This window comes from Enterococcus sp. DIV0970a, from assembly GCF_051711265.1.
Classification (GTDB): Bacteria; Bacillota; Bacilli; order Lactobacillales; family Enterococcaceae; genus Enterococcus_D; species Enterococcus_D casseliflavus.
This window is the reverse complement of record NZ_JBIOMF010000001.1, coordinates 1,237,352-1,259,556: the sequence shown is the minus strand read 5'-3', so window position 1 is coordinate 1,259,556 and position 22,205 is coordinate 1,237,352. Positions and strand designations below refer to the sequence as shown.

The 22,205-nt window shown below is 44.4% G+C and carries 23 protein-coding genes; 9 read left to right on the top strand and 14 right to left on the bottom strand.

Annotated elements, in window-relative coordinates; all coding sequences use genetic code 11:
- Positions 1-9: 9 nt before the first annotated feature.
- From IGK14_RS05865 to IGK14_RS05850, 4 genes are all read right to left on the bottom strand, one after another.
- Complete coding sequence (locus tag IGK14_RS05865; protein WP_151195351.1) at positions 10-627, bottom strand: YitT family protein; 618 nt, start codon at positions 625-627, stop codon at positions 10-12.
- A gap of 164 nt (positions 628-791) precedes the next feature.
- Positions 792-1,352, bottom strand: a complete 561-nt coding sequence (locus IGK14_RS05860) for an NAD(P)H-binding protein (RefSeq protein ID WP_154694315.1) — start codon at positions 1,350-1,352, stop codon at positions 792-794.
- A gap of 60 nt (positions 1,353-1,412) precedes the next feature.
- Positions 1,413-1,820 carry a MerR family transcriptional regulator gene (locus IGK14_RS05855; protein WP_034868481.1) on the bottom strand — a complete coding sequence of 136 codons (408 nt, stop codon included), beginning with the start codon at positions 1,818-1,820 and terminating at the stop codon, positions 1,413-1,415.
- A gap of 75 nt (positions 1,821-1,895) precedes the next feature.
- Positions 1,896-2,876: an aldo/keto reductase gene (locus IGK14_RS05850; protein ID WP_154694314.1), complete on the bottom strand. Its 981-nt coding sequence runs from the start codon at positions 2,874-2,876 to the stop codon at positions 1,896-1,898.
- Between the two features lie 210 nt (positions 2,877-3,086).
- On the opposite strand from IGK14_RS05850, the gene IGK14_RS05845 reads away from it, so the two are divergent.
- The gene (locus tag IGK14_RS05845) at positions 3,087-3,452 is read left to right on the top strand and encodes an HIT family protein (RefSeq protein ID WP_154694313.1); all 366 of its coding nucleotides are present in this window, start codon (positions 3,087-3,089) and stop codon (positions 3,450-3,452) included.
- A gap of 65 nt (positions 3,453-3,517) precedes the next feature.
- On the opposite strand, the gene IGK14_RS05840 is transcribed toward IGK14_RS05845, so the two are convergent.
- From IGK14_RS05840 to IGK14_RS05830, 3 genes are read right to left on the bottom strand one after another with little or no spacing between them, the layout of a single operon-like run.
- On the bottom strand, positions 3,518-4,366 hold the full coding sequence (locus IGK14_RS05840) for a PRD domain-containing protein (RefSeq protein ID WP_010747958.1): 849 nt from the start codon (positions 4,364-4,366) through the stop codon (positions 3,518-3,520).
- Between the two features lie 20 nt (positions 4,367-4,386).
- Entirely contained in the window at positions 4,387-5,850 is a 1,464-nt protein-coding gene (locus IGK14_RS05835) for a glycoside hydrolase family 1 protein (protein WP_438711844.1), read from the bottom strand.
- 46 nt (positions 5,851-5,896) lie between these two features.
- Complete coding sequence (locus tag IGK14_RS05830) at positions 5,897-7,729, bottom strand: beta-glucoside-specific PTS transporter subunit IIABC (protein ID WP_154694312.1); 1,833 nt, start codon at positions 7,727-7,729, stop codon at positions 5,897-5,899.
- A 336-nt stretch (positions 7,730-8,065) separates the two neighbouring features.
- Between IGK14_RS05830 and IGK14_RS05825 the strand changes: the two genes are divergently transcribed.
- From IGK14_RS05825 to IGK14_RS05790, 8 genes are all read left to right on the top strand, one after another.
- The gene (locus tag IGK14_RS05825; RefSeq protein WP_142965716.1) at positions 8,066-8,989 is read left to right on the top strand and encodes a dihydrodipicolinate synthase family protein; all 924 of its coding nucleotides are present in this window, start codon (positions 8,066-8,068) and stop codon (positions 8,987-8,989) included.
- Complete coding sequence (locus IGK14_RS05820) at positions 8,979-9,638, top strand: HD domain-containing protein (protein WP_270792355.1); 660 nt, start codon at positions 8,979-8,981, stop codon at positions 9,636-9,638. Before IGK14_RS05825 ends, IGK14_RS05820 begins: the two co-directional genes overlap by 11 nt.
- A 314-nt stretch (positions 9,639-9,952) precedes the next feature.
- Positions 9,953-11,017, top strand: a complete 1,065-nt coding sequence (locus tag IGK14_RS05815) for an ABC transporter permease (RefSeq protein WP_005235249.1) — start codon at positions 9,953-9,955, stop codon at positions 11,015-11,017.
- A gap of 11 nt (positions 11,018-11,028) precedes the next feature.
- Positions 11,029-11,745 carry an ABC transporter ATP-binding protein gene (locus IGK14_RS05810; RefSeq protein WP_005225713.1) on the top strand — a complete coding sequence of 239 codons (717 nt, stop codon included), beginning with the start codon at positions 11,029-11,031 and terminating at the stop codon, positions 11,743-11,745.
- Complete coding sequence (locus tag IGK14_RS05805) at positions 11,742-13,229, top strand: phytoene desaturase family protein (protein ID WP_231473421.1); 1,488 nt, start codon at positions 11,742-11,744, stop codon at positions 13,227-13,229. Before IGK14_RS05810 ends, IGK14_RS05805 begins: the two co-directional genes overlap by 4 nt.
- Positions 13,219-14,142: a phytoene/squalene synthase family protein gene (locus tag IGK14_RS05800; protein ID WP_142965719.1), complete on the top strand. Its 924-nt coding sequence runs from the start codon at positions 13,219-13,221 to the stop codon at positions 14,140-14,142. Before IGK14_RS05805 ends, IGK14_RS05800 begins: the two co-directional genes overlap by 11 nt.
- Before the next feature lie 2 nt (positions 14,143-14,144).
- The gene (locus IGK14_RS05795; protein ID WP_142965720.1) at positions 14,145-14,705 is read left to right on the top strand and encodes a TetR/AcrR family transcriptional regulator; all 561 of its coding nucleotides are present in this window, start codon (positions 14,145-14,147) and stop codon (positions 14,703-14,705) included.
- A 99-nt stretch (positions 14,706-14,804) separates the two neighbouring features.
- On the top strand, positions 14,805-15,383 hold the full coding sequence (locus IGK14_RS05790) for a TMEM175 family protein (RefSeq protein WP_185933022.1): 579 nt from the start codon (positions 14,805-14,807) through the stop codon (positions 15,381-15,383).
- A 106-nt stretch (positions 15,384-15,489) separates the two neighbouring features.
- On the opposite strand, the gene IGK14_RS05785 is transcribed toward IGK14_RS05790, so the two are convergent.
- The 7 genes from IGK14_RS05785 to IGK14_RS05755 are packed head-to-tail and all read right to left on the bottom strand — an operon-like array spanning position 15,490 to position 22,121.
- Entirely contained in the window at positions 15,490-16,485 is a 996-nt protein-coding gene (locus IGK14_RS05785; RefSeq protein ID WP_438711838.1) for a sugar kinase, read from the bottom strand.
- 9 nt (positions 16,486-16,494) lie between these two features.
- On the bottom strand, positions 16,495-17,244 hold the full coding sequence (gene dagF / locus IGK14_RS05780; RefSeq protein ID WP_231473419.1) for a 2-dehydro-3-deoxy-phosphogluconate aldolase: 750 nt from the start codon (positions 17,242-17,244) through the stop codon (positions 16,495-16,497).
- Positions 17,241-18,347, bottom strand: a complete 1,107-nt coding sequence (locus IGK14_RS05775) for a DgaE family pyridoxal phosphate-dependent ammonia lyase (RefSeq protein ID WP_016610351.1) — start codon at positions 18,345-18,347, stop codon at positions 17,241-17,243. Before IGK14_RS05775 ends, dagF begins: the two co-directional genes overlap by 4 nt.
- Entirely contained in the window at positions 18,331-19,443 is a 1,113-nt protein-coding gene (locus tag IGK14_RS05770) for an amidohydrolase/deacetylase family metallohydrolase (RefSeq protein ID WP_438711835.1), read from the bottom strand. Before IGK14_RS05770 ends, IGK14_RS05775 begins: the two co-directional genes overlap by 17 nt.
- Positions 19,444-19,447: 4 nt before the next feature.
- Positions 19,448-20,542: a DUF871 domain-containing protein gene (locus IGK14_RS05765; RefSeq protein ID WP_438711833.1), complete on the bottom strand. Its 1,095-nt coding sequence runs from the start codon at positions 20,540-20,542 to the stop codon at positions 19,448-19,450.
- 1 nt (position 20,543) lies between these two features.
- Complete coding sequence (locus IGK14_RS05760; protein WP_005235223.1) at positions 20,544-20,795, bottom strand: hypothetical protein; 252 nt, start codon at positions 20,793-20,795, stop codon at positions 20,544-20,546.
- Positions 20,796-20,822: 27 nt separating this feature from the next.
- Positions 20,823-22,121 (bottom strand): PTS sugar transporter subunit IIC, encoded by a 1,299-nt coding sequence (locus tag IGK14_RS05755; RefSeq protein ID WP_005225702.1) that lies wholly within the window; start codon positions 22,119-22,121, stop codon positions 20,823-20,825.
- Positions 22,122-22,205: the final 84 nt, after the last annotated feature.

Sequence of the window (22,205 nt, the reverse complement as noted above, 5' to 3'; positions counted from 1 at the left end):
TATGTTACTCTATTTTGCTGTTCCTTGGACTTTCACAGATTTCTTGGCCTGCATTTTTTGTTCGATTCTCATGAAGAGCCGCATGAAGAAGGCAATCAAGTAGATTGAAAAGGCAGAAATAAGTGCTTCTTGCCAAGAAAAGATCAGGAGGTTCAATAAGATGATGATCAAATTGGTCAAGAAAACCCCACTGGACCTGCGAATGCCATAGTATTTTTCCAAAATTAGTGGCGGAATTGTCACGCCGCCATTAGACGCGCCGATTTTGTAGAGCGAAAAGATACCAAAGCTAAAGAAGAAACTACCTAAAATCAATGAGATGGAATAAAAGCGCAGCAGCATAATTTCTGGTAAAAGCGCCAGAAGAACGGGAAATGCCAGACTGCCGATAACCGTATTGACAAAGACCTCTCGCTTTAAAAGCAAAAATGCCAACGCCAGCATCAATAAATTAATACCCCAGACAACGATATGACGATTGATCGACCAGCCGGTTTCGATCAGGTAGCCGATCGACCCGACACCAGCAGAAGCAATACTGTGAGGCAAAAGGAAAAAGTTCAATGCGATGCAGATCCACAGCACCCCAAGCAATAGAGCAAGATTTTTTTTGATAAGTGATTCCATCAACGTTCTCCTTTCAATCTGGCAACTAATTTTATGGATAAAAGCTTCTGTCTATTCTATCAAAAAAAGCTCAAAAGAAAGAACCATTTTTTTCATGAAAACATGAAAAAAATGATTCTGAACTTCAAGAAAGTATGTTGGTTTTCATCACAGATGCACAGGCTTTAGGCTGTATAGCAGTGATACATCGCAAGCATTTCTTCTGCGACTGCTTCTTGCCATCCCCCTGGCTGTATCATGCATTCTTCCATTGATGGCAAATGAACAAAGCGAACTGCCAACTCTGAGCCTACAATCAATTGGTAGGACATTAAGCGATTTTTTTGCTGCAAGAGCAGCTGATGCTTTTTCGGGGAAAGGGAAAGATCAGTTACGGACACCAATTGCTTTAATGCCTCTGGATGACAAAGGTTTCTTTCTGGTGCGACACTGATCAATTGGCTGACCTCTGCTAATTTCATCGCCTCGATCACCCGCAGCGTTGCCCGCAGATCATGGATATCCGTCAAAAAAACCGACTGGCAACCTTGCAATGCTCGAACGAGTCGTCCTAAATCGAGAAAGTCACCATCAATGATCGTCTCACGGGCAGCATCGATCTGTTGCAAACGCTCCGATGCACGGCGGGCATAGAGTACGAGTGGTCGATTGGTTCTTTCTAAAAGTTTTTGTCGTGATCGCTGACCGATCGTGCCAGCAGCTCCTAAAATCGCAAGTCGTTTCATAAGCTCCCTTTCGTTTTTGAAAAATTCAAGCCTAGTTCTTTGATTAGAAAAAATGGCTTGTCATAAAGTCTGGTTGACGAGATTGGCTTTGCGTTGACGCAGTCGTTCTTCGGTCGGCAGAACATGCTCGTCGTAATGTTCCAGTTTGTATTCTAAACGTTCAACAGCTTCCGTCATATCTGAGATTTTCTCCCTGAGTACCGCAATTTGTTCGGCTAACAGCTGCTTGCGCTCAGGAACCGTCCCTCGCCCTTCTTCAAATAAAGCCAGATAATGACTCAACCCATCAATCGATAGTCCAGCATTACGCATTTGCCTAGTAAAGGTGATCCATTTTAAGTCGTCATCATCAAATTCACGAACACCGTTTTTATTGCGTTTGACCGGCGGAATCAGCCCAATCTTTTCATAGTAACGGATGGTATCAGCTGAGACACCGCTCAGTTCACTGACTTTTTTGATATTCATGGCTTCACTTCCTTGTTTTACATTTTTTCCTAGATCGTTTTGTATGCTACGAGCCAGAAGCCCTTTTATTACACGTTATTCCGCTCCTACCACTGCATGAGGCAAGTAAGGCTCTTCCAAATACGCAATCTCTTCGGCAGTCAGCTTTAGATCAAGGGCAGGTAATGCATCCAATAAATGGCTTTCTTTTGTTGCGCCGATAATTGGTGCGACCACTTGTTCTTTTTGTAATAACCAAGCCAAGGCGATTTGCGCCCGTTTGCTTTGGTGTTTGTCAGCGATCTGTGCGACCCGCGCCACGATCTCTCGGTCTTGTTCCATCGTTTTGTCGTACTTTTGATTGGCGGTTTTATCCGTTAAGTACCGTTTAGTCTCTGCACCCCAATCTCTTGTTAACCGTCCAGCAGCCAATGGGCTATATGGCGTCACGGCAATTTTTTGATCGTCACACAAGGGCATCATTTCCCGCTCTTCTTCTCGATAAAGCAAGTTCAAGTGATTTTGCATCGAAACAAATTTGGTCCAGCCATTTTTCTCTGCAACTGCTTGTGCTTTGGCAAATTGCCAAGCGTACATCGCAGATGCGCCGATATAGCGTACTTTTCCAGAAACTACCAAATCATGTAATGCCTTCATGGTTTCTTCAATTGGCGTGTGGTAATCCCAACGATGGATGATATACAAATCAATGTAGTCCATTTGCAGGCGTTTTAAGCTTTGTTCGATTTGATAAAAAATCGCTTTTCGGGACAAGCCTCCACTGTTAGGTCGCTGTTTCATTTTAGAATATAGTTTTGTGGCAACCACGATCTCATCCCGGGGCGCAAAATCGTTCAATGCTCGACCGACGATTTCTTCGCTCGCTCCATAAGAATAGACATTTGCCGTATCAAAAAAGTTGATGCCCAGATCCAAGGCTTTTTTGATGACTTCACGACTGTCGTCTTCTTCTAACACCCACTCATGAAACCCGCTGTTGGGATCGCCAAATCCCATTGTCCCTAAACACAAAGGTGACACATCAAGTCCTGTATTGCCAAATTTTACATAGTCCATTTTTACGTCCTCCTGTTTTTTTAAGTTACACTAAGCATACAGGTTGAAGTGCACTCTAAGTCAAGCGAATCTATAAACTTTTTTTTATTTTACTGTCAATTGACTCAAAAGGACATGCTTTTTGTCGTGCGTTTCATTTCAAATCAGCTTTTGGTACACTAAGATCAGATATTGATACGCTTTTTAGCTGAAAAAAAGGAGTGGAAAATTTTGACTTGTATTTTTTGTACTGCCTCAAAACATGCGATCATTGAAAACGAACGCTTTTATGCGATCCCTGATAAGTACCCCGTCACCCCTGGACACTTGCTATTGATCCCCAAAGCGCATCGCAGGGATTATTTTGCTCTCACCCAAGAGGAATTACAAGACTTGCAGGCTTTGTTGCAGGAAGGCAAAGCTTATTTATTGGAAACCTATCGACCAGACGGTTTCAACATCGGCTTCAATTGCGGGGAGGCTGCTGGACAGACGGTCTTTCATTGCCATTGTCATTTGATCCCACGCTACCAAGGCGACGTGGAGCGGCCAAAAGGTGGCGTTCGAGGCGTGATTCCTAACAAGCAAGCCTACTAAACACAAACAAGCCGTTTCTCCAGCAAAGGAAAACGGCTTGATTATGTTTGTTAAAATGAGGACGCTTAGGAATTGATCGCTGAATGATTCATCAATCGATTGATATGAACGCCTAGATAGACGATTTCATTGACAGGGATCTTCGTTTGGTATTCTTTATCGATATAGGCTTTGACTTTTGTCGCAATCTCCATAGCATTCGGATAAAGAGCCCACATTTGACGGTATAGTCCTTCATCTTCTTCTTGCAGCAGACCATCCAAAAAGAATCGGTCAACGAAGAAACGCACGTGGGTGATAAAGCGATTGTAATGGATCGAATTGGTGTTGACGTCTTGCTGGATCGAGTAGCGCACCATATTGACGATCAACCCGATCAATTTGGCCTTTTTCAACCCATCTTGATTTTCCTCGGTGTTCGACTGGGCATTGATCAAATGAAACGCGATATTGGAGGCTTCTTCTTCTGGCAGCTCAATCTGATACTTCTCTTTCAACAAGCGCAGTGCCTGTTCGGCGGCTCGAAATTCCTCTGTATAGTAATTCTTGATTTCCCAATAGAGCCGATTCGTCACACTCAAGCCTTTTTGCTGACGTTCTACAGCAAAGTGCAAGTGATCCGATAAGGTGAGGTAAATCGTTGAATTTAGCGGATATGGCAGCATTTTTTGCGCCAGCTGGACGATTTCTTTGGTCATTTCAAAATAGTACAACGGAATCTCATCCACTAAATCGGCAAACTGACCTGATTTTTTTTCATCGATTGGCAGAAAAACTTGATCGATCTGGGTATCGGCTATGCTGTCGCCGACTTTCTTTCCATAGCCGATGCCTTTCCCAAGTGCAATCATTTCTTGGCCTTCCTTATCAACAAGTACGACACTTGAATTTAAGACTTTCTTGATGTAAATCATGCACTCTCGCTCCTCACTGTTTATTCTGCCAAACTTGCGCCATTGGTGGCGATCACTTCTTTGTACCAGTCGAAGGAATCTTTTTTCAAACGGTCATAACTGCCGTTTCCTTCATCATCGGCATCCACATAAATGAAGCCATAGCGTTTCGTCACTTGTAACGTCCCAGCACTGACCAGATCGATCGGTGCCCAAGAAGTATAACCAATCAAATCGACCCCTTCATCGATAGCTTCCTTCATTTGTTTGAAGTGTGCCTTGAAATAATCGACCCGATACGGATCATGCACTTGGCCGTCTTCAAGGACATCCACGGCGCCCATACCATTTTCAACGATCATTAATGGCACTTGATACCGATCATACAATGAAAGCAAGGATATTTTCAAGCCTTTAGGATCGATCTGCCAGCCCCATTCGGTTGATGGCAGCTTGGGATTTTTTACCCCTAAAACCGTATTGCCCGGTGTCCGTTCGGCATTTGGATCACCTGATTCGGCCATAGACATATAATAACTAAAGGAAAGAAAATCAACGGTGTGATCTTTTAAGATTTGGCGGTCTTCTGGTGCCATTTCAATCTTGATGCCGCGTTTTTCCAGATCTTTTTCAATCATTCGCGGATAAGCCCCTTTGACTTGAACGTCCGCATAAAAATCATTTTCCAAGTTTTTCTTTAAGGTCAATTCAACATCCAATGGGTCACAAGTCAATGGATACGTCATTAGTTTCGTTAACATGCAGCCAACTTTATTGTTTGGGTTTTTCTCATGAGCGATTTTGGTCACTAATGAGCTGGCCACAAATTGGTGATGGAGCGCTTGATACACCTCTTGCTCTTCTTTGCCTGCTTCTGATTGTTCTGGAATGATGCCTGCTGTTGTAAAGGGATGACGATGGATACTGTCGATTTCGTTAAAGGTCAGCCAATACTCCACATACTCCCCAAATTCTTCAAAACAGACGGTTGCAAAGCGGACAAAGTCATCGATCACTTTGCGTTCCACCCAGCCATTGTACTTCAAGCTAAGCGCTAGGGGCATTTCATAGTGAGACAACGTTACGATCGGTTTGATCCCCAAGCGCTGCATTTCTTGAAAGACATTGCGGTAAAAAGCGATCCCTTCTTGATTGGGTGTCGTTTCTTCCCCGGTTGGGAACAAACGGGTCCACGCAATCGACAATCGCAAAACTTTAAAGCCCATCTCCGCAAACAAAGCCAAATCTTCTGGATAGCGGTGATAGAAATCGATTCCTCGCCGTTTTGGATAGATGGTATCTGTTGGATCTGCCATCGCTTCTTTGACGGCTTCTACGGTCACGCTCATGTGCGCCGCATAATCTTTGTTATCGACATGAGGTTTGTAGGTCGCCACATCTGCCACCGACAAGCCTTTGCCGCCAAGATTCCAACCTCCTTCTACTTGATTTGCGGCGATTGCGCCACCCCATAAGAAGTCCTTTGGAAAAGTTGTTTCAGTCATTTTTTCAATCCCCTTTTACATTGTTTTTGTTGCATTGCTCATTTGTTTAGACGAGTGGTGCGATCGATAGGACACCTTGGTCGCTTTGCTCATCGGTTGATTCGATCGTTTTGACCATAAAGTTTTCTTGATTGGTGACCACACAGATCACGATTGGATCAAAACCAGCTGCTTTGATGGCATCTAGATCGAATTGGATCAGCGGTTGCCCTTGTTTCACTTGATCCCCCGCTTTTACGTAAGGGGTAAAGTGTTTGCCTTCTAATTGGACGGTATCCAAGCCGATATGAAAGAGCAGTTCTGCGCCATTACGGGTTTTTAACCCGATCGCATGGTTGGTTTCAAACAACATCGTGATCTCGCCATCTTCAGGTGCGATCAATTCGCCAGACGTCGGAATGATCCCGAACCCTTCTCCGATCATGCCGCTTGAAAAGACTTCATCGTTGACTTCAGATAAAGCTACCACTTGCCCATCTACTGGTTTGCTCAATACTTCGGCTTTGGGATCGGCAACCGTCGTCTTATTTTCTACCACTTTGTCTTTGAATAAGAAAAGGACAAGGACAAAAGAAACAGCAAAGGATACCCCTAACGTGACCATTGCCCACACAAGATTCATCGGGTTGGCTTCATCCACGAACATAGTGATACTTGCTAGACCAGGGCCAACTAATGCGAAGGCCTTGATGGCAAACAAACCAGCCACCGCTCCACCAACTAGGCTGGAAGCCATCACGCCGTAAAGCACTCGTTTATGCAGGATCGTCACCCCATACAAAGCAGGTTCGGTGATGCCAAAAAGGGCGGAGATGCCTGCAGAAACAGCGGTTGAACGAAGTTTTTGGTCTTTGGTCCGAACACTCACCGCAAAACAAGCACCAGCTTCTGCAATGTTATGTGCCAATGAGGCAGGCAAGTATAACAGCTCTGCCCCCATCTCACTCATGGACGAAACAGCATAGGGAATCATGGCTTTGTGCATACCAGTAACCACCATCAATGGTAAAACAGCGGCTAAAATCCCTGTTGCCACCCAACCTAAATGGGCATACAGCCAAATGATCGCTGCTGAAAAAATCGTTCCGACTTCAAAGCCTAATGGGCCTAAAATCAATAAAGCAACTGGAACCGTAATAACTAAGCTCATCATTGGAACAAAGAAGATACGGATCGGTTTTGGTGAGATTCGGGTAAACAGCTTTTCAATTTGAGCGTAAAATAAAACCGTTAAAATGGCTGGAAATACTTGTGACGCATAGGCGATATTTTGTAAACCGAAGCCCATGAACGCTGCGCCATCTGTCAATAGTGTCGTTAGTTCAGGCAAAATCAAGGCACCGACAGCGGAAACCGCCACCAATTGATTGACCTTTAATTTATTTGCCGTGGTGATCGCCACTAAAATCGGTAAGAAATACAATGGTGCGCCACCGATCAGATTCAAAATTTGATACGTCTGGCTCGTATTGTCCATCAATCCGGTGACAGAAGCAAGTAACAGTAAGGATTTCAAGACGCCCCCTCCAGCGACTGCTGGAATCAACGGTTGAAAAATCGAGATAATAAAATCAAGCAGGACCGCACCCCACGATTGTTTTTGTTTGCCTTCACTTCCTCCATCCGCTGTTAGCTCATGACCTAACACGTTCATAACCTCATCATACACTTCGACGACATCATTGCCGATGATGACTTGGCATTGGACATTTTGTCGCACCCCAATCACGCCATCGACTTTTTCCAAGGCATCTTTTTGTACGAGGCTATTGTCTTTTAAGGTAAAGCGCAAGCGTGTGGAGCAATGTTCCAAATGTGCGATATTTTCTTTTCCGCCAATCAACTCAACGATGGCAGTTGCCGTTTCTTTTACATTCATAATTTTCTTCTCCTTTAATTAGTTTTCCTTTGTTGGCCAAACAAAGAAAAAAGCAGGCAGCACCTACAAAAACATTGAACGGAATCCAACGATCCCTTCCATGTTTTTTATAGGTCCTGCCTGCATTACCAGTCACATGCCTGTTTTATTACTTGCATAATACCATGCTTTATTTGAAAACGCAACCACCGTTTTAAAAATATTTTGCTAAGCCTTTTGCTGAAACGAGAAGTTTGCTACACTTAGTGGATAATCAGTTGTTTCGTCTTCCTTGGCTTGCACCAGAAGCAAGAAGAACATCGCTGGCTAAACGTATCACAAGAAAGGATGAATCGGATGACTTCATTGAATCACTCACTGCATGTTGCCGTCCCCACAGCATTTGATCATGCAGAAAGACTTGACACGAAAAGGACGATTGCCCATATCTTGCAACTGCAAAAGCAAGGGATCAAATCGGTTTTGGTGTGCGGCTCCACCGGTGAACAGCACTCATTGACCTTAACAGAAAAAAAACAGCTTCTACATGCCTTAGCGCAAGAAACCAGCTGGGCAGCCGATTTCGAAGTCCTCTTCGGTTTAGCTGGCATCGTATTTCATGAAACGCTCGCGTTGGCAGAAGCAATCAGCAAAAATCCCCGAATCGATGGTGTGGTTTTAGGCTTTCCCCCTTATCTTTGCCTGACCCAAAAGGAAGCTGTGCTCTATGCTCAGGGATTGATCCATACTTGCGAAAAACCAGTTATTTTATACAACATTCCCCGCCGCACGGGCTTTGATTTATCTGCAGAAAGCCTCTTGACCTTGATCGCTGACCCTCGGGTGATCGGCTTAAAAGAAGCTGGCAGGAAGGAGCGAGTGCCTCAACTAAAAACAAAGACGGCTGCCGATTTTCGTTTTTATGCTGGTGGTGAAGCGGACTTGGCGGAAAAGGTCGCACTAGGGTTTAACGGGCTGTCATCAATGGCAGGAAACCTTTGTCCCAAGGAGATCCAGGTGATATGGCACGGCTTATTGAAAGGTGATGCAACGATTTCTACGTCGAATGAATGGCAGAAAATGGAACAAGCAGCTGCTGGCGATCCAACCAATACCATCAGTTACCTTCCGTGGCTCAAGCAGCAAATCACCATTGATGGACAGCCCTTTGGCTTTTGTCGTCAGCCGCTAGGTCTAGCAACAAATGATCGGTTTGGCACTGGCTCAATTCCCCCTCATCTAGCACATGAAAGGCAGGAGAACCAGACAAATGAAGATTGATGCACCGATTGATCCACAACTAAAGCACTATATTGAAAGCTCCATCATCCCGCAATACAACCAATTGGATAGCAGTCACTCCCCAGCGCACGTCCACCAAGTGATCCAAAATAGTTTTGAAATTGCTGAAACATTGCCCGTTGACCTGAATATCGTCTATACGGTAGCTGCCTACCATGATATCGGCTTGCTCTATGGCCGCAAAAACCACGAAAGCAATTCCCGCAAGATCGTTGAACAAGATGCTGTGTTGCCACGCTTTTTCTCTCCTTCAGTCATTTCAATGATCGGCGAAGCTGTAGAAGATCGTCGCGCCTCGTTGCCCTATGAGCCTCGCTCGCTTTATGGCAAAATTATTTCCGAAGCCGATCGCGACTTAGATTTTGAGCGAATCCTCAAGCGAACCTTGCTTTTTGCTTATGAGAAAAAGCAGCTGACAGATTTAGAACAATTGCATCATGAAGCGTATCAGTACATTTCAAAGAAATACGGTCCTCAAAGTGAGCTGAAGGTTTGGTTGGATTATCGCAAAAACCAAGACGGTTTGGCGATCATCTATCAAAAATTAGCACAACCTGAAAGCTTCCGTCACTCCTTTGAAAAAATCGTGCCGTTAGTTATCGCTACAAGCAAAGAAACTGACGATTGACACTTTGATCCAGCACCAGACTTCAAATAGGAACCTTCTGATTCAGCGCCGCAGTTGTGTCTGCACTGAATCAGAGGGCTTTTACTGTTATTCTAAACGTTCTTTCTCCACTAAAATCCCCCGCCCCTTCGCTGCTCCTACGCGCCTATTCAAATCAAAGGGCAGCAAGTGGTTTTCTTCAATCAACAGACGCCCCTTCTAAATAACCTTCCTTTTTTCTCCGAATTTACTCTTTGTAAGCAAGATAGTTTGCTGAAAATAAAAAAAATGGTATTTTTATTTTATCAAGTGATAAAATATTAGGAGGAATCGTTATGTTTTTGGCAATCAATGAAATACGCCATTCCAAATTGCGTTACGCCCTAGTCACAGGGGTCATGTTTTTAATCGCCTATTTGGTCTTTTTTTTAACTGGGTTAGCTTATGGGTTGGCTCAAGATAATCGGATGGCGGTCGACAAATGGGAGGCAGATCAAATTTTGTTGACCGAAGAAGCAAATGATAATTTAAACATGTCGATGCTTCCTCGCAGTCTTTATGATGAAGTCGATGCACCAGAAAAAGCAGTTTTGGCGCAAACCGCTGGAGTTGTGACCAAAGAAGACAACGGTGAAAAAGTCGATGTCACCTTTTTCGGCATTGATCCAGATCAATTTTTAGCACCCAATATTACCGATGGCGAGATGTTTGCTTCAGATGATGAAGCGGTCGCCGACAGCAGTATTGAGGAAGAATACGGGATTTCCATTGGTGACACCATCAAATTAGCAGGCAGTGACAAAAAATTGAAAATCGTCGGTTTTACAGATAACGCCCGCTTCAGTGTCGCTCCGGTCCTCTACACCTCGATCGGTGCTTATCAAGAAATTCGTTTTGAAAAAGAAGATGATTCTGAAAATGCCCGTATCAACGCGATCGTGACTCGCGGCAAAATCAAAGAAGTGCCAGATGATCTGGTCGCTACGGATATCAGCAAATTTATTAATGAATTGCCTGGTTACAACGCACAAGTGCTGACTTTTGGCTTTATGATCGGGTTCTTGATCGTGATCGCTGCCATCGTTATCGGTATTTTTATCTATGTGCTAACGATGCAAAAATCAGAAATTTTTGGTGTCATGAAGGCTCAAGGGATCTCTAGCCGCTACATTGCTTTTTCGGTGATCGCCCAAACGTTCTTATTGGCAACCTCGGGTGTTTTGATCGGTGGTTTGGCAACGATCGGTACCGCCCTCGTGTTACCTGCGGCAGTGCCATTCCAAATCAATCTATTATTCTTTGCTAGTATCAGTGTCATGATGATTCTGATCGCGATGCTAGGTGCTTTCTTCTCGGTGCGAACGATTGTAAAAATCGACCCATTGAAAGCAATCGGATAGGAGGAAAAAACATGAGTGCCATTGAATTCAAACAAGTCAAAAAATCATTTAAAGATGGGGACGCGACAATTGAAGCCTTGAAAGAAACCAACTTTTCGGTAGAAAAAGGCGAATTTGTCGCCATCATCGGTCCTTCTGGCTCTGGGAAAAGTACCTTTCTAACGATCGCCGGTGGTCTGCAAGCCCCCTCTGAAGGCGAAGTGTTTATCAATGACGAACCCTTCAGTAAACAAAAAGAAAAGCAACGGGCAAAAACTCGTTTCAAAAAGATCGGCTTTATTTTACAAGCTTCCAACCTTGTCCCCTTTTTGACGGTCAAAAAGCAACTCCAATTAGTGGATAAGGTCAGCAAAGAAACCCAAGAGCAATCAGCAACTGAATTGTTTGAACAACTTGGGATCGAAAAGCTGCAGAACAAATATCCCGATGAACTTTCTGGTGGTGAAAGACAGCGTGTGGCTATTGCCCGAGCGCTCTATCATGATCCCACCATCATATTGGCAGATGAACCAACGGCGAGTCTTGATTCAAAAAAAGCCGTCGAAGTCGTCAAAATCTTAGCAAAAGAAACCAAAGAGAAACAAAAAGCCACCATTATGGTGACCCATGATACCCGTTTAACAGATTATTGTGATCGGGTTCTCGTCATGAAAGATGGCGTTTTAGAAGAAAAAGAACACACGAAAAAAGAAGCCGAATCAGATGATTCGCAGAAGGAGCAAGCATGAAAAAAATTATTGTTGTCGGTGCGGGCGTGTCAGGATTAGCTGCTGCTGTCCGTTTGCAAAAACTTGGCTATGACGTCAGCCTCTACGAAAAAGAAGGTCAACCTGGGGGCAAAATGAATCAGATCAAGGAAAACGGCTTTACCTTTGATGTGGGCCCCACCATCGTGATGATGCCTGAAATTTATCGTGAAGTGTTTGAATTTGCTGGCGTTGATCCGAATGACTATATTCCTATGGAGAAAGTCGATCCGATGCTGCAGCTGTATTTTGCCCAAGACGAACCGCTGACCTTCTCAAATGACTTAGTAGAATTGACCAAAACGCTAGAAGCGATCTCAGAAGAAGATGCTCAAGGCTATTTTGCCTTTTTAGCAGATATTTACAAACGCTATGTGATCGCCAAAGAGTCCTTCATCACCAAGTCGTTTCGGACATGGCGAGACTTTTACAATCCCAAATCATTATGGGCAGGGTTAAAGCTGCGAACGTTTAGTGACGCCTACTCTTCCATTTCTAAATTTGTCAAAGATGATCGCCTTCGAAAATCATTGGCGTTTCAAACCTTGTATATCGGCGTCTCCCCTTATCAAGGGCCGTCTCTTTATACGATCATTCCTATGATCGAATTGATGTATGGGGTCTATTTCATCAAAGGCGGCATGTATACGTTAGCCACTGGTATGGCACGTTTGTTCCAAGAATTAGGCGGTACGATCCATTACAATACGCCGATCGATGAATTATTGATCGAAAACAAGCAAACCAAAGGCGTTCGTGTCAATGGAGAAACGATCACCGCAGATGCCGTGATTTGTGCGGCTGATTTTCCTTATGCCATGGAAAGCTTGATTCCTGATGAATCAAAACGCGGCAAATACACCAATCAAAAAATCGCTTCGATGGATTATTCTTGTTCTTGTTTCTTGCTTTATTTAGGTCTGGACAAAAAATATGAGGATAGCGCACTCCACAGCATTTATTTTGCCAATGATTTCAAACGCAATGTAGACGATCTTTTCGAGGCTGGCAAACTGCCAGAAGATCCTTCCTTCTACTTGTATCGTCCAACCCTGAAAGATGCTTCCTTAGCACCTGATGGTCAAGAAGGTCTTTATGTTTTAGTCCCAGTGCCTGAATTATCTAAATTTGATCAATGGACGGATGAAACGATCCAAAGCTACCGCCAGCAGATTATTGGATTATTAAAAGAAAAAACGATCTTTACGGATATCGATGAACACATCGTGTATGAAAAAATGTATACGCCAGATACGTTCAATGATCGGTTCAATGCCTACAATGGTGCGACATTTGGCTTGAAACCGACATTAGCCCAAAGCAATTACTATCGTCCCCATAATAAATTTGATTATGCAGAAGGCCTATACTTCTGCGGCAGCAGTACGCATCCAGGAGCGGGTGTGCCAATCGTGATGCAAAGTGCCAAGTTAGCTGTGGAGGAGTTGTTAAAAGATGACCGTTAAATCATTAAGCGTCTTTGATGAATACGACAACGATTTTTTATACTGTGAGGCCATCATAAAAAAGCATTCGAAAAATTTTCATACCGCCTTTTCTCAATTGCCAAAAGACAAAGCCCGCGCCGTCTATGCCGTCTACGCCTTTTGCCGACGTGCCGATGATGCCGTCGATGAAAAGCAAGACCCATTGTTGATCGAAGCCATGAAAAAACGCTTGGAAGAAATGCAAAAACAAGTATCAGACGATACGATCGACTTGCCGCAAGCCGTCAAGGATGAAGATCCTGATGAAGCCATTTGGCGGGCATTGACCCTTTCTTTCCAACAGTTTGATCTGCAATTTCAACCCTTTTTCGACCTATTGGTGGGGCAAAAACAAGACCTTGACTTCCAGCAGCCCACCTCTGAAAAAGAGCTTTCTGACTATAGTTACTACGTAGCTGGCAGTGTAGGTCTGATGCTCTTGCCGATTCTCTCGCAAGCAGCCGCTGCGATTCAAGAGCCTGCCATCAAATTGGGTGAAGCGATGCAGCGCACCAATATTTTACGTGATATTGGCGAGGATCTGCGGATGGGCCGCATCTATTTGCCGCAAACAGTCTTGGCGCAATACAACCTTTCGCGAGAGGCTTTAGCAGCTGGCAATCAAAACCCGCAGTTTATCGAGATGTGGGAACACGAGGCGCAAATGGCAGAGACGCTTTATCAAGAATCTTTTGTCATGATGCCGCAAATCGATGAAGATTGCCGTGAAGCTCTATTAGCAGCTGCTTTGATCTATCGGGAAATCTTGACTGTGATTCGCAAAAACAACTATCAAGTATTTGCTGAAAAAACAGCGGTACCGAAACAACGGAAAATCCAACTTTTGTTTACCGCGAAAAAAATGCTTCGTCAGGAACGTTGGGAGGGCTGACTTTGAACTTGCGAGAAAAAATTTTACGAGTCGCAGAGAACCTGTTTATGCAGCAGGGGTATCAAGCAACTTCTACTAGACAGATCGCAGAAGCCGTCGGCATCACCCAACCCAATCTTTATTATCACTTCAAAGGCAAAGAAGCCATCTATTATGAAGTGATGGTTTCTTTGGCACAAGAGGTTTCTGGAAAGCTAAATCAGAGCGTTGAAGATACTTCCTTGACGATCTCTGAAAAAATCTTGAACATGTTTCTTTTTTTAAGAAGTCGGCATCGGATCAATTTTTATATGATGATGCACGACATTCAGCATACCGTTTCTGAGGACACTTCTAAAAAACTGTACTTGCTTTGGCGGAAAAATTATAAAGAACCGTTTCTTGACTTGTTTCGTCGCAGTGATTCCAATCTCCGTTCGGATGTCGACCCAGAATTTGTCACCAGTCAATTGTTAGTACTGATGGCGGCTCATTTGGACTCACCAGAAAAAGAAGACAAGATGCCAGAAGCGATCGATTTGTTTTTATTCGGTGCACTAGGCAATGGGCCAATTGCGAAATAGCTGGAACGTTGGCTTTTGTCCCGAGAATAATCATTCGACGAATTTCTGACAATCGCGTACACTGATCCAGTAAACAGAAACTTAAAAGGATGGATGTACATGTCAAAAAATCGAATCGAAGCCTTTACCGATGCGGTCATTGCGATCGTAATGACCTTATTAGTATTGGAATTGCACCAGCCCGAAGGCGATACATTTGCTTTTTTTTTAGGAGTGGAACAGCAATTTATTATTTATTTGATCAGCTTTGTGATGTTAGCGATCTACTGGAACAATCACCATCATCTATTTCAAGTAGTGTCTAAAATCGACGGTTGGACCTTGTGGGCGAATCATTTATTGATCCTGGCACTGACCCTCTTTCCTTTTGTAACGTCATGGGTCAGTCGTTATCCAGTCGCTCTTGCCCCTCAGCTGCTGTACGGGGCTGTCATTTTATTGACGGATTTCAGCTATTTCCTTGTAGGAAAGTCCTTGGTGCGTGCCAACCCTGATAATCAAGCCATCGTAGAACTGTTTCGCGGATACAAGAAACTCTACTTTACGTTGTTTATCAACGTGCTGGCATTGCTCCTCGGCTGGCTGATCCATCCCCTATTCATCATCACACTGGATAGTCTCGTGCTATTGTTGTGGGTGATCCCTGAGAAAAAAGTAGAAGCCTTTTTAAAACAATAAAAACACTTGCGTCCTTCTCCTAAAAGCGGTGAATGATTGCGCAAAAGCAGCCGATTGGTCTACTTTTGCGCAGTCATCCATCAAGAGAAGGACGCAAGTGTTTTTTCTAGCGAATCAAGTCTTTTCCTGGTGCCTGTAAGACTTGTTCTTTGGTGGTTAATGGGACATCTCCCAGCATCGTATGAGCCAATACAGCATTCGTGATTGCAAAATCAGCGGTGCGTTGGAGCGACCATTTTTCGGCATAGCCTAATAATACACCAGCGGCATAGGCATCCCCTGCCCCGATCCGATCCAATACTTGCAGCAGCTGCGGTGCCGTTTCATAGGCATCCTGCGCCGTAATGATTCTTCCACTGATAAATTGCTTGTCTTCCACGGCTAGACGGCGTGTCCCGCAGAACCATTCTAGTTGATACTGGTCAATAAAGGATTGGATCAACGCAAGCTGGGCACCTTCTGTTTCCTCTAAGGGATATGCCAGCAGCTCCTCCAAGTCACGGACAGAGCCGAAAACTAGGTCACAATAGGGTAGGATCGTTTCATACCGTTGTTTCAGTACCTCCCGATTTAATTCTTCATTCAAGCTTGGACGGAAGTTGAAATCAAAGCAGACGCGAATCTGCTTGGCATGGGCCTGTTTCGCCAAAGCCAAAGCTGTTTGCCAGGTTTTCTCAGTCAAACTAAGAGAGATCCCGCAAATATGAATGAGATCGACCGTTTCTAAAAATCCATCGATAGCATATTCTTCTGGACCAGAAACGCCAAAGGAACTATGATGGCGATTTTGATACGTCACATAGGTCGGACGAGCGCCGTAGCCGATCTCGGCGAAATAACTGCCGATATGACTGTATTTTTTGCCAACAAATGCCGTCTGGATTCCATAGGAACGCAAGCTGGCTTTTGCCGTATCTCCTAATCGGTTGGCTGGCACCTGTGTCAGCATCGACGTCGTCAAGCCGAAATGCGCCAAATTACCTAACAGATTGACCCCTGTTCCCGTAAAATCCATTCGCAAAGAGTGAGTCTGTTCCAATGTTCGATATTCTGGTGGCGTCAACCGCATCATTACCTCACCGTAAGCACCGATCCGCATCATTGATCCCCCCTATTTGGCTGCTGCCAACACCTTTTTCGTCATTTCTGCTAATGTCTGTACATCTCTAGGGCGTGTGTCCCCTGTTTCTCCATCGATGATAGAGCTGTAAATATGCGGAATGATTTTTTTCACGCCTGCATCAACAGCGATCTGCAAGATTTCTTCGAAGTTTTCTAAATCGATACCGCCGGTCGGTTCCAAATAAAAATCATTCGCAGCACAAGCCTCGGCTACCGCTTGATATTCTGCTTTATGAGCCAACCCTTTCATTGGAAAATACTTGATAGAACTAGCGCCCATGTCTTTTAATAAAGCGATCGCTGTTTCGACTGGGACTTCTGCAGCTGGAGTTTGTGAACTCAATGGACCAGTCGCAATATTGACATAGCCGACTTTTCCCGTTGGTGAAATCAGGGCATTGACGATCGTTTCAGATTGTCCTAGCAAAGCTCGTGAGGTCCCCGCTCCCGTGAACACTTGGTTAACATGCTGTGGTTGAAGAACAGCGGAAATTCGGGAGACCATTTCACTTTGATTGGGGTCGCCAGCACCAAGCCCTACAGAAAGGGCATTATTTGTTGCCGCTTGGTAGTTCTTCATGTCAGCGATAGCCGCCTCGTCACTATCATAGTTTTTTGATAAAACACCTAGGACGATGTTGCCCTCTGCTGCTTCGTAACAAGCTTTCGCATTGTCGATGGAGTTTGCTAACACATTTAGACAGACACGGTCAGCGAAATAATTGGGTGAAGTTTTCATTTTTGGGTTGCTCCTAACATAATTTCTTGTAAGCGATCAGTGATCACTGCCATTTCTTGTTCATTGACTGCTCGGATATCAAATTCAATAATGCCGTTATTGGCTTGGTACTCACGGGTATAAATCGCTGGTTCTCCTGCTTTTAGCGCGTCGATCACTGCTTTGGCACTTGGTTCTTTCACTTTGACACTCGCCCGATAAATGTCTCTGCCCGCGCTGTCTTGAACGATTTTTGCTTCGAAACCAGTGATTTCATTGATTGCCGCAATAAATGGTTGCAGACGCTCTTGCATCGAAGCGCCAGATTCTGTTCCCTCCGCTAGATAATCCGTCACGGCTTGGGTAAATCCGAGAATATTGTCTTTACCGATTTTCATTGCTCGACCTATCCCTTTGGATTGCAGGCGCACCCAAGAGACATAGGGCTGCTTGCCGATCACTAAGCCAGCACTCGGTCCTGACAGTGCTTTCGCACCTGAATAGATCACTAAATCAGCACCAGCTTGGGTATAGGCAAACAAATCTTCCTCAGCAGCCGCATCAACGATCAATGGAAGATCGTGTGCCTTGGCAACTTGGGCCGTTTCTGCTACCGTCAGCATACTTTTTTGAACGGTGTGATGACTCTTTATGTAGAGGATCGCCGCTGTTTCGGGCGTGATCATCTGTTCAATGTGCTCGGGTGTACACATATTGGCATAGCCTGCTTCCACGACCTTCCCACCGCCTTGTGCTACCATCACTTCCACTGGTGTGCCATAATCTACGTTGTGGCCTTTGGGCAAAATGATCTCCCGCTTACTGATTTTCTCACTGTATGGGTGGTACAAATGATAGCTGTCGCCTTGACCGATGAGTGCCGCCACTGATTGGGCGATTCCCGCCGAAGCGGAAGAAACGATTTGCGCATCTTCCGTTTTCAACAATTTTGCTAAATAGGCACCGGTTTTTTCTGCTAGATCTGCCATTTCAAAGAAATGCTCCCCGCCATAGCGCTGGGCTGCAAGCACGCTTTCGCTGACTTTCGAGACACCTAGAATCGTCATTTTGCCAGAAGCATTGATGACTTCTTTCAAGCCTAGTTCTTCAATATTCAGTGTCAAAAAGTTCCCCTCCTATCACCGCTTTTTGCGGCACGATCTGTTGTGTCGTGATTCGACGATTGCCGTTAGAATCCGTCAATTCCTTTTCGCCCGCTTCAAAGCGGAAAATCGTAAAATCAGCATCATATCCCAATGCGATCTCGCCTTTGTTTTGTAAATGAAATTGCTTCGCAGGGGCACTGGTCACCTTCTCGATGATCTCACGCCAATCATACCCTACGACCGCTAATTTTTCCATAGTCGTCGCTAAATCAAAGACTGGTCCATTGGTACGATTGCGAATGTAGATATCTGTACTAATGGAAGAAGCCTTCAGCTGATTGGCAAAGGCTGTCTCCGACACGTCAAAATTGAAACTGTCTGTCCCATGACCAATATCGAAGACCAAGCCTTTTTCATAGGCAGCAAAGACGAAAGGCTTGATGGTATGGTTCGTCTGATCCAAAATCCCATTGGCTTTGCCGTTAAAGCAATGGGTCACCACATCGCCTGTTTCCAATTCAGCAAGAATCTCTGCTAAATTCGGTGGTGCTGAACCAATATGGACCATCAAAGGCAGCGGTTGATTTTCATCTTGGATCGCTTTGGCTAATTTCAACGGCGTGATGCCATTTTCGCCGATCACCGTTTTGCTCATTCGGGCTTTGATTCCGACGATAAAGTCAGGAAACTTCTGCAGCGCTTCTTTGACCAATTCTTTTTTGACTTTTGACAGATCCGCAAGTTCATCCTGCTCTACGATCCCCCATTTGGAAATGTTGACTAAAGCAAAGACATTGGTTTTGGCTTCTTTGGCTAAATCATAAAACCGATGGATATTTTCGGCGCCAGTCGTCCCCGCATCGATAACGGTCGTGACGCCTTGTTTGACACCGATCTCGTCTGGATAATCATAATAGAGCGTCATTTCCTCGAAACAATGGACATGGTCATCGATCCAACCGGCTGACAAGAACTCCCCTTCTGCTAAGGTCAGCTCTTGTTTCGCCTGCTCCTGCAACGTTGGTGCCAAAGCAGTGATTTTCCCGTCTTGAATCCCAATATCAAATACTTCTTCATTGATCGTGCGGGCTTGACGAATAATCAAATCAAACATCTCGTTACACCTTCCTCTCTGTGAAAGTGAATTTCGACCAAGGATGGATAAAGGGCAGCAGAACGAACTCTTGTTCGACGATCGAACCGATTTTATTTTTTCGTGGATCTGAGTGAGGCTCTAGCACGACTTGCAGCTCGTTTTTGTACTTGCCAAAACGATCATTGCCAATCACAACGTCCCCTCGTTGAAAGACGCCTTCGTGGTCATGGACAGGATTGTCATGGTTCTTATACTTTTTACGAACTTCTGTGGAACGGATCATCCGATCGGTGATGTCGCCTCGACGGTAATGCTGCTCATCCAGGGCGATTTGGCGTTCAACTTCATTGATTTCAGGCACAAATTCAATAGCAAATGCGGTCTGGTAGCGATCAATCGCTCCTAGTACCGCCAATTCTGCTTCCGAAGCATAAGCATTGCCGATAATGACATCGTCGATCAGGCCTGTGGCAAACAAATGCTTTGCGGCAGTTTCTACAGGCATTTTACGGTGCATTTCTAAGGTCGGTAAGCCATCATTGATATCCCAAGGTCCGATCGTTCCCGTTTGAGAAGAGATAAATGCGGCGGTTCGAATGCCTTTTTCCTTGAAACAACGACTGCATTTTTCAAAGAAATCATAGGGCAAGGCAGTCCCTTCTTGCGGATAAAAATTGTGGCAGCCGTATAAGTAAGGAATGTTGGCTTGATAGGTCAAAATATTGTCTAAATACGCCACATCATTGCTCATATTCAATTCAACAGCTAAACCAAAGGGATTGTAGGTCAACATCGCTTCTTTATTGCCGTCAAAGCCTAAATCTAAACGAATCCCATCGGCACCTAGTTCATGAAAAAAGGTCAAGTCATCATAGGAGATGCCTAGTTCCGAAAAGATGGCTGGTGCCACGTCTAAAATCGTTTCATAGCCTAATCCTTTGGCAAAATCAATCAACGCTTTAAATTTTTTCTGCACGTTTTCTTTGCCGTCACTCACTTCCAGCATACTCATAAAAATGCGGCTAAAGCCATAATCATGGGCTAATTGCAGATAGGCTTTGTCTGTTTCAAAATCACTGTGATCGGGATACACCGATACTCCTAGTTGTCTTTTCAACTTATCTCATCCTCATTTCTTCATAAAAAGCAGTAAAACGTGTCAGTAAAAGCGAACTGCAAACAATCGTCGCCGTCATCGTCAAAAATGGTCCCCACGGAAACTGACGGCTCAGTAGGATCGCTGCAGCAACGCCAAGAATCCCGAACAAAAGCATCCGCCAAAACGGCACTTCTTGAATTTTTTTCCCTTGTGCTGATTTTGTTAACCAAATTTGACAACCAAAAAATAAACAAATGGCATAAATCCCCATGTTTGCACCTCACTCTTTTTTTCTTGCTTAAGCAGCTGTTTCTTCTTCTTGTTCGCGGGCAATCTGCTGTTTCTCAAAGACTTTAAAGAATGGGTAGTAGATTGCTAGTGTGATAAAGAAGTTGACGATCACTAAAATCGCTGCTGCGATACTCCAGTCCGTACTCATCCAGGCGGCGATTGGTGCTGGAATGGCAAACCCAAGTCTGGCAGCCATCATCGGTACGACGCCCGTAATGGTCGCGAAGTAAGAAATCGTTGTCGTAATCAACGGTGCCACCAAGAACGGAATGCCTAAGATTGGGTTCATTACGATCGGTGCACCGAAAATCACTGGTTCATTGATATTGAATAAGCCTGGCAAGATGGATAAACGGCCCAATTGTTTCAAGTATTTTGATTTGGAGAAGAAGAACAAAACGACCAACGCTAAGGTCGTACCGGCTCCACCGATCCACACGAACCATTGTAAAAATTGTTCTGTAAAAATATTAGGCAATTCATGCGCATTGCCAGATGCTTGGAAGGCTTCCATATTTTCAGCAATGGAAATATCCCAAAATGGACGAATGACAGGACCCATGATGGCTGGTCCATGAATCCCCAGTACCCAAAAGAAACAGATCAAGAAGACAGTCAATAAACCACCAAACAAGCTGTTACCTGCTAGCACGTCTTTTAACGGCATCAACAAGTTACTTAAAAAGCCATTGATATCAAAGCCTAACATATGACGGATCACCCAGAACAAAATCAGGATCGCTCCTCCAGGAATCAACGCCATAAATGAATTCGTCACTTCTGGTGGCACACCATCTGGCATTTTGATGGTAATGTTTTTTACAATAAAGAAACGATAGATTTCAACGGACAAGATGGCCGTGACGATCGCGCCAAACAAAGAGCCTGACCCTAAATTTGCCACATTGATATAACGTCCCGCATCAATGATGCCTTCCACAGAATCAAAGACTCGCAACGGTGGTGCAGCGGTTACAAGAAAGGACATCGTTGCTAAGATACCCGCAGTCAATGAATCCAGCTTGTAGCTTTTGGCTAGCGATGAAGCAATCCCATATGTTGCATACAATGCCAATAATCCGACTGTATAACGAAAGGGAATATCCAAAACTTCCCGATACGGTTCGATCACCGCAGCGACTGATTCGATGGGAAAATTCAGTAAGATCGTGAAGAAAGACCCAACGATCGTTAATGGTAACGTAGCGATGATCCCCTTACGAATCGCTACCATGTGCCGTTGCATCCCCACTTTATTTGCAATCGGCATCAACTTCTGTTCAATAAATTCTACAAACCCTTTCATAATTGCCTCCTTAGTTTATAACATTATAATGTTTATACAAGGATAATAGCACAGTGCTTCCTGGGAGTAAATATGTTTTTTACG

Coding starts and splice junctions, on each gene's coding strand:
- IGK14_RS05865 (WP_151195351.1), bottom strand. CDS start 627: ATGGAATCACTTATCAAAAAAAATCTTGCTCTATTGCTTGGGGTGCTG.
- IGK14_RS05860 (WP_154694315.1), bottom strand. CDS start 1,352: ATGAAACGACTTGCGATTTTAGGAGCTGCTGGCACGATCGGTCAGCGA.
- IGK14_RS05855 (WP_034868481.1), bottom strand. CDS start 1,820: ATGAATATCAAAAAAGTCAGTGAACTGAGCGGTGTCTCAGCTGATACC.
- IGK14_RS05850 (WP_154694314.1), bottom strand. CDS start 2,876: ATGGACTATGTAAAATTTGGCAATACAGGACTTGATGTGTCACCTTTG.
- IGK14_RS05840 (WP_010747958.1), bottom strand. CDS start 4,366: ATGATTTACATCAAGAAAGTCTTAAATTCAAGTGTCGTACTTGTTGAT.
- IGK14_RS05835 (WP_438711844.1), bottom strand. CDS start 5,850: ATGACTGAAACAACTTTTCCAAAGGACTTCTTATGGGGTGGCGCAATC.
- IGK14_RS05830 (WP_154694312.1), bottom strand. CDS start 7,729: ATGAATGTAAAAGAAACGGCAACTGCCATCGTTGAGTTGATTGGCGGA.
- IGK14_RS05825 (WP_142965716.1), top strand. CDS start 8,066: ATGACTTCATTGAATCACTCACTGCATGTTGCCGTCCCCACAGCATTT.
- IGK14_RS05820 (WP_270792355.1), top strand. CDS start 8,979: ATGAAGATTGATGCACCGATTGATCCACAACTAAAGCACTATATTGAA.
- IGK14_RS05815 (WP_005235249.1), top strand. CDS start 9,953: ATGTTTTTGGCAATCAATGAAATACGCCATTCCAAATTGCGTTACGCC.
- IGK14_RS05810 (WP_005225713.1), top strand. CDS start 11,029: ATGAGTGCCATTGAATTCAAACAAGTCAAAAAATCATTTAAAGATGGG.
- IGK14_RS05805 (WP_231473421.1), top strand. CDS start 11,742: ATGAAAAAAATTATTGTTGTCGGTGCGGGCGTGTCAGGATTAGCTGCT.
- IGK14_RS05800 (WP_142965719.1), top strand. CDS start 13,219: ATGACCGTTAAATCATTAAGCGTCTTTGATGAATACGACAACGATTTT.
- IGK14_RS05790 (WP_185933022.1), top strand. CDS start 14,805: ATGTCAAAAAATCGAATCGAAGCCTTTACCGATGCGGTCATTGCGATC.
- IGK14_RS05785 (WP_438711838.1), bottom strand. CDS start 16,485: ATGATGCGGATCGGTGCTTACGGTGAGGTAATGATGCGGTTGACGCCA.
- dagF (WP_231473419.1), bottom strand. CDS start 17,244: ATGAAAACTTCACCCAATTATTTCGCTGACCGTGTCTGTCTAAATGTG.
- IGK14_RS05770 (WP_438711835.1), bottom strand. CDS start 19,443: ATGTTTGATTTGATTATTCGTCAAGCCCGCACGATCAATGAAGAAGTA.
- IGK14_RS05760 (WP_005235223.1), bottom strand. CDS start 20,795: ATGGGGATTTATGCCATTTGTTTATTTTTTGGTTGTCAAATTTGGTTA.
- IGK14_RS05755 (WP_005225702.1), bottom strand. CDS start 22,121: ATGAAAGGGTTTGTAGAATTTATTGAACAGAAGTTGATGCCGATTGCA.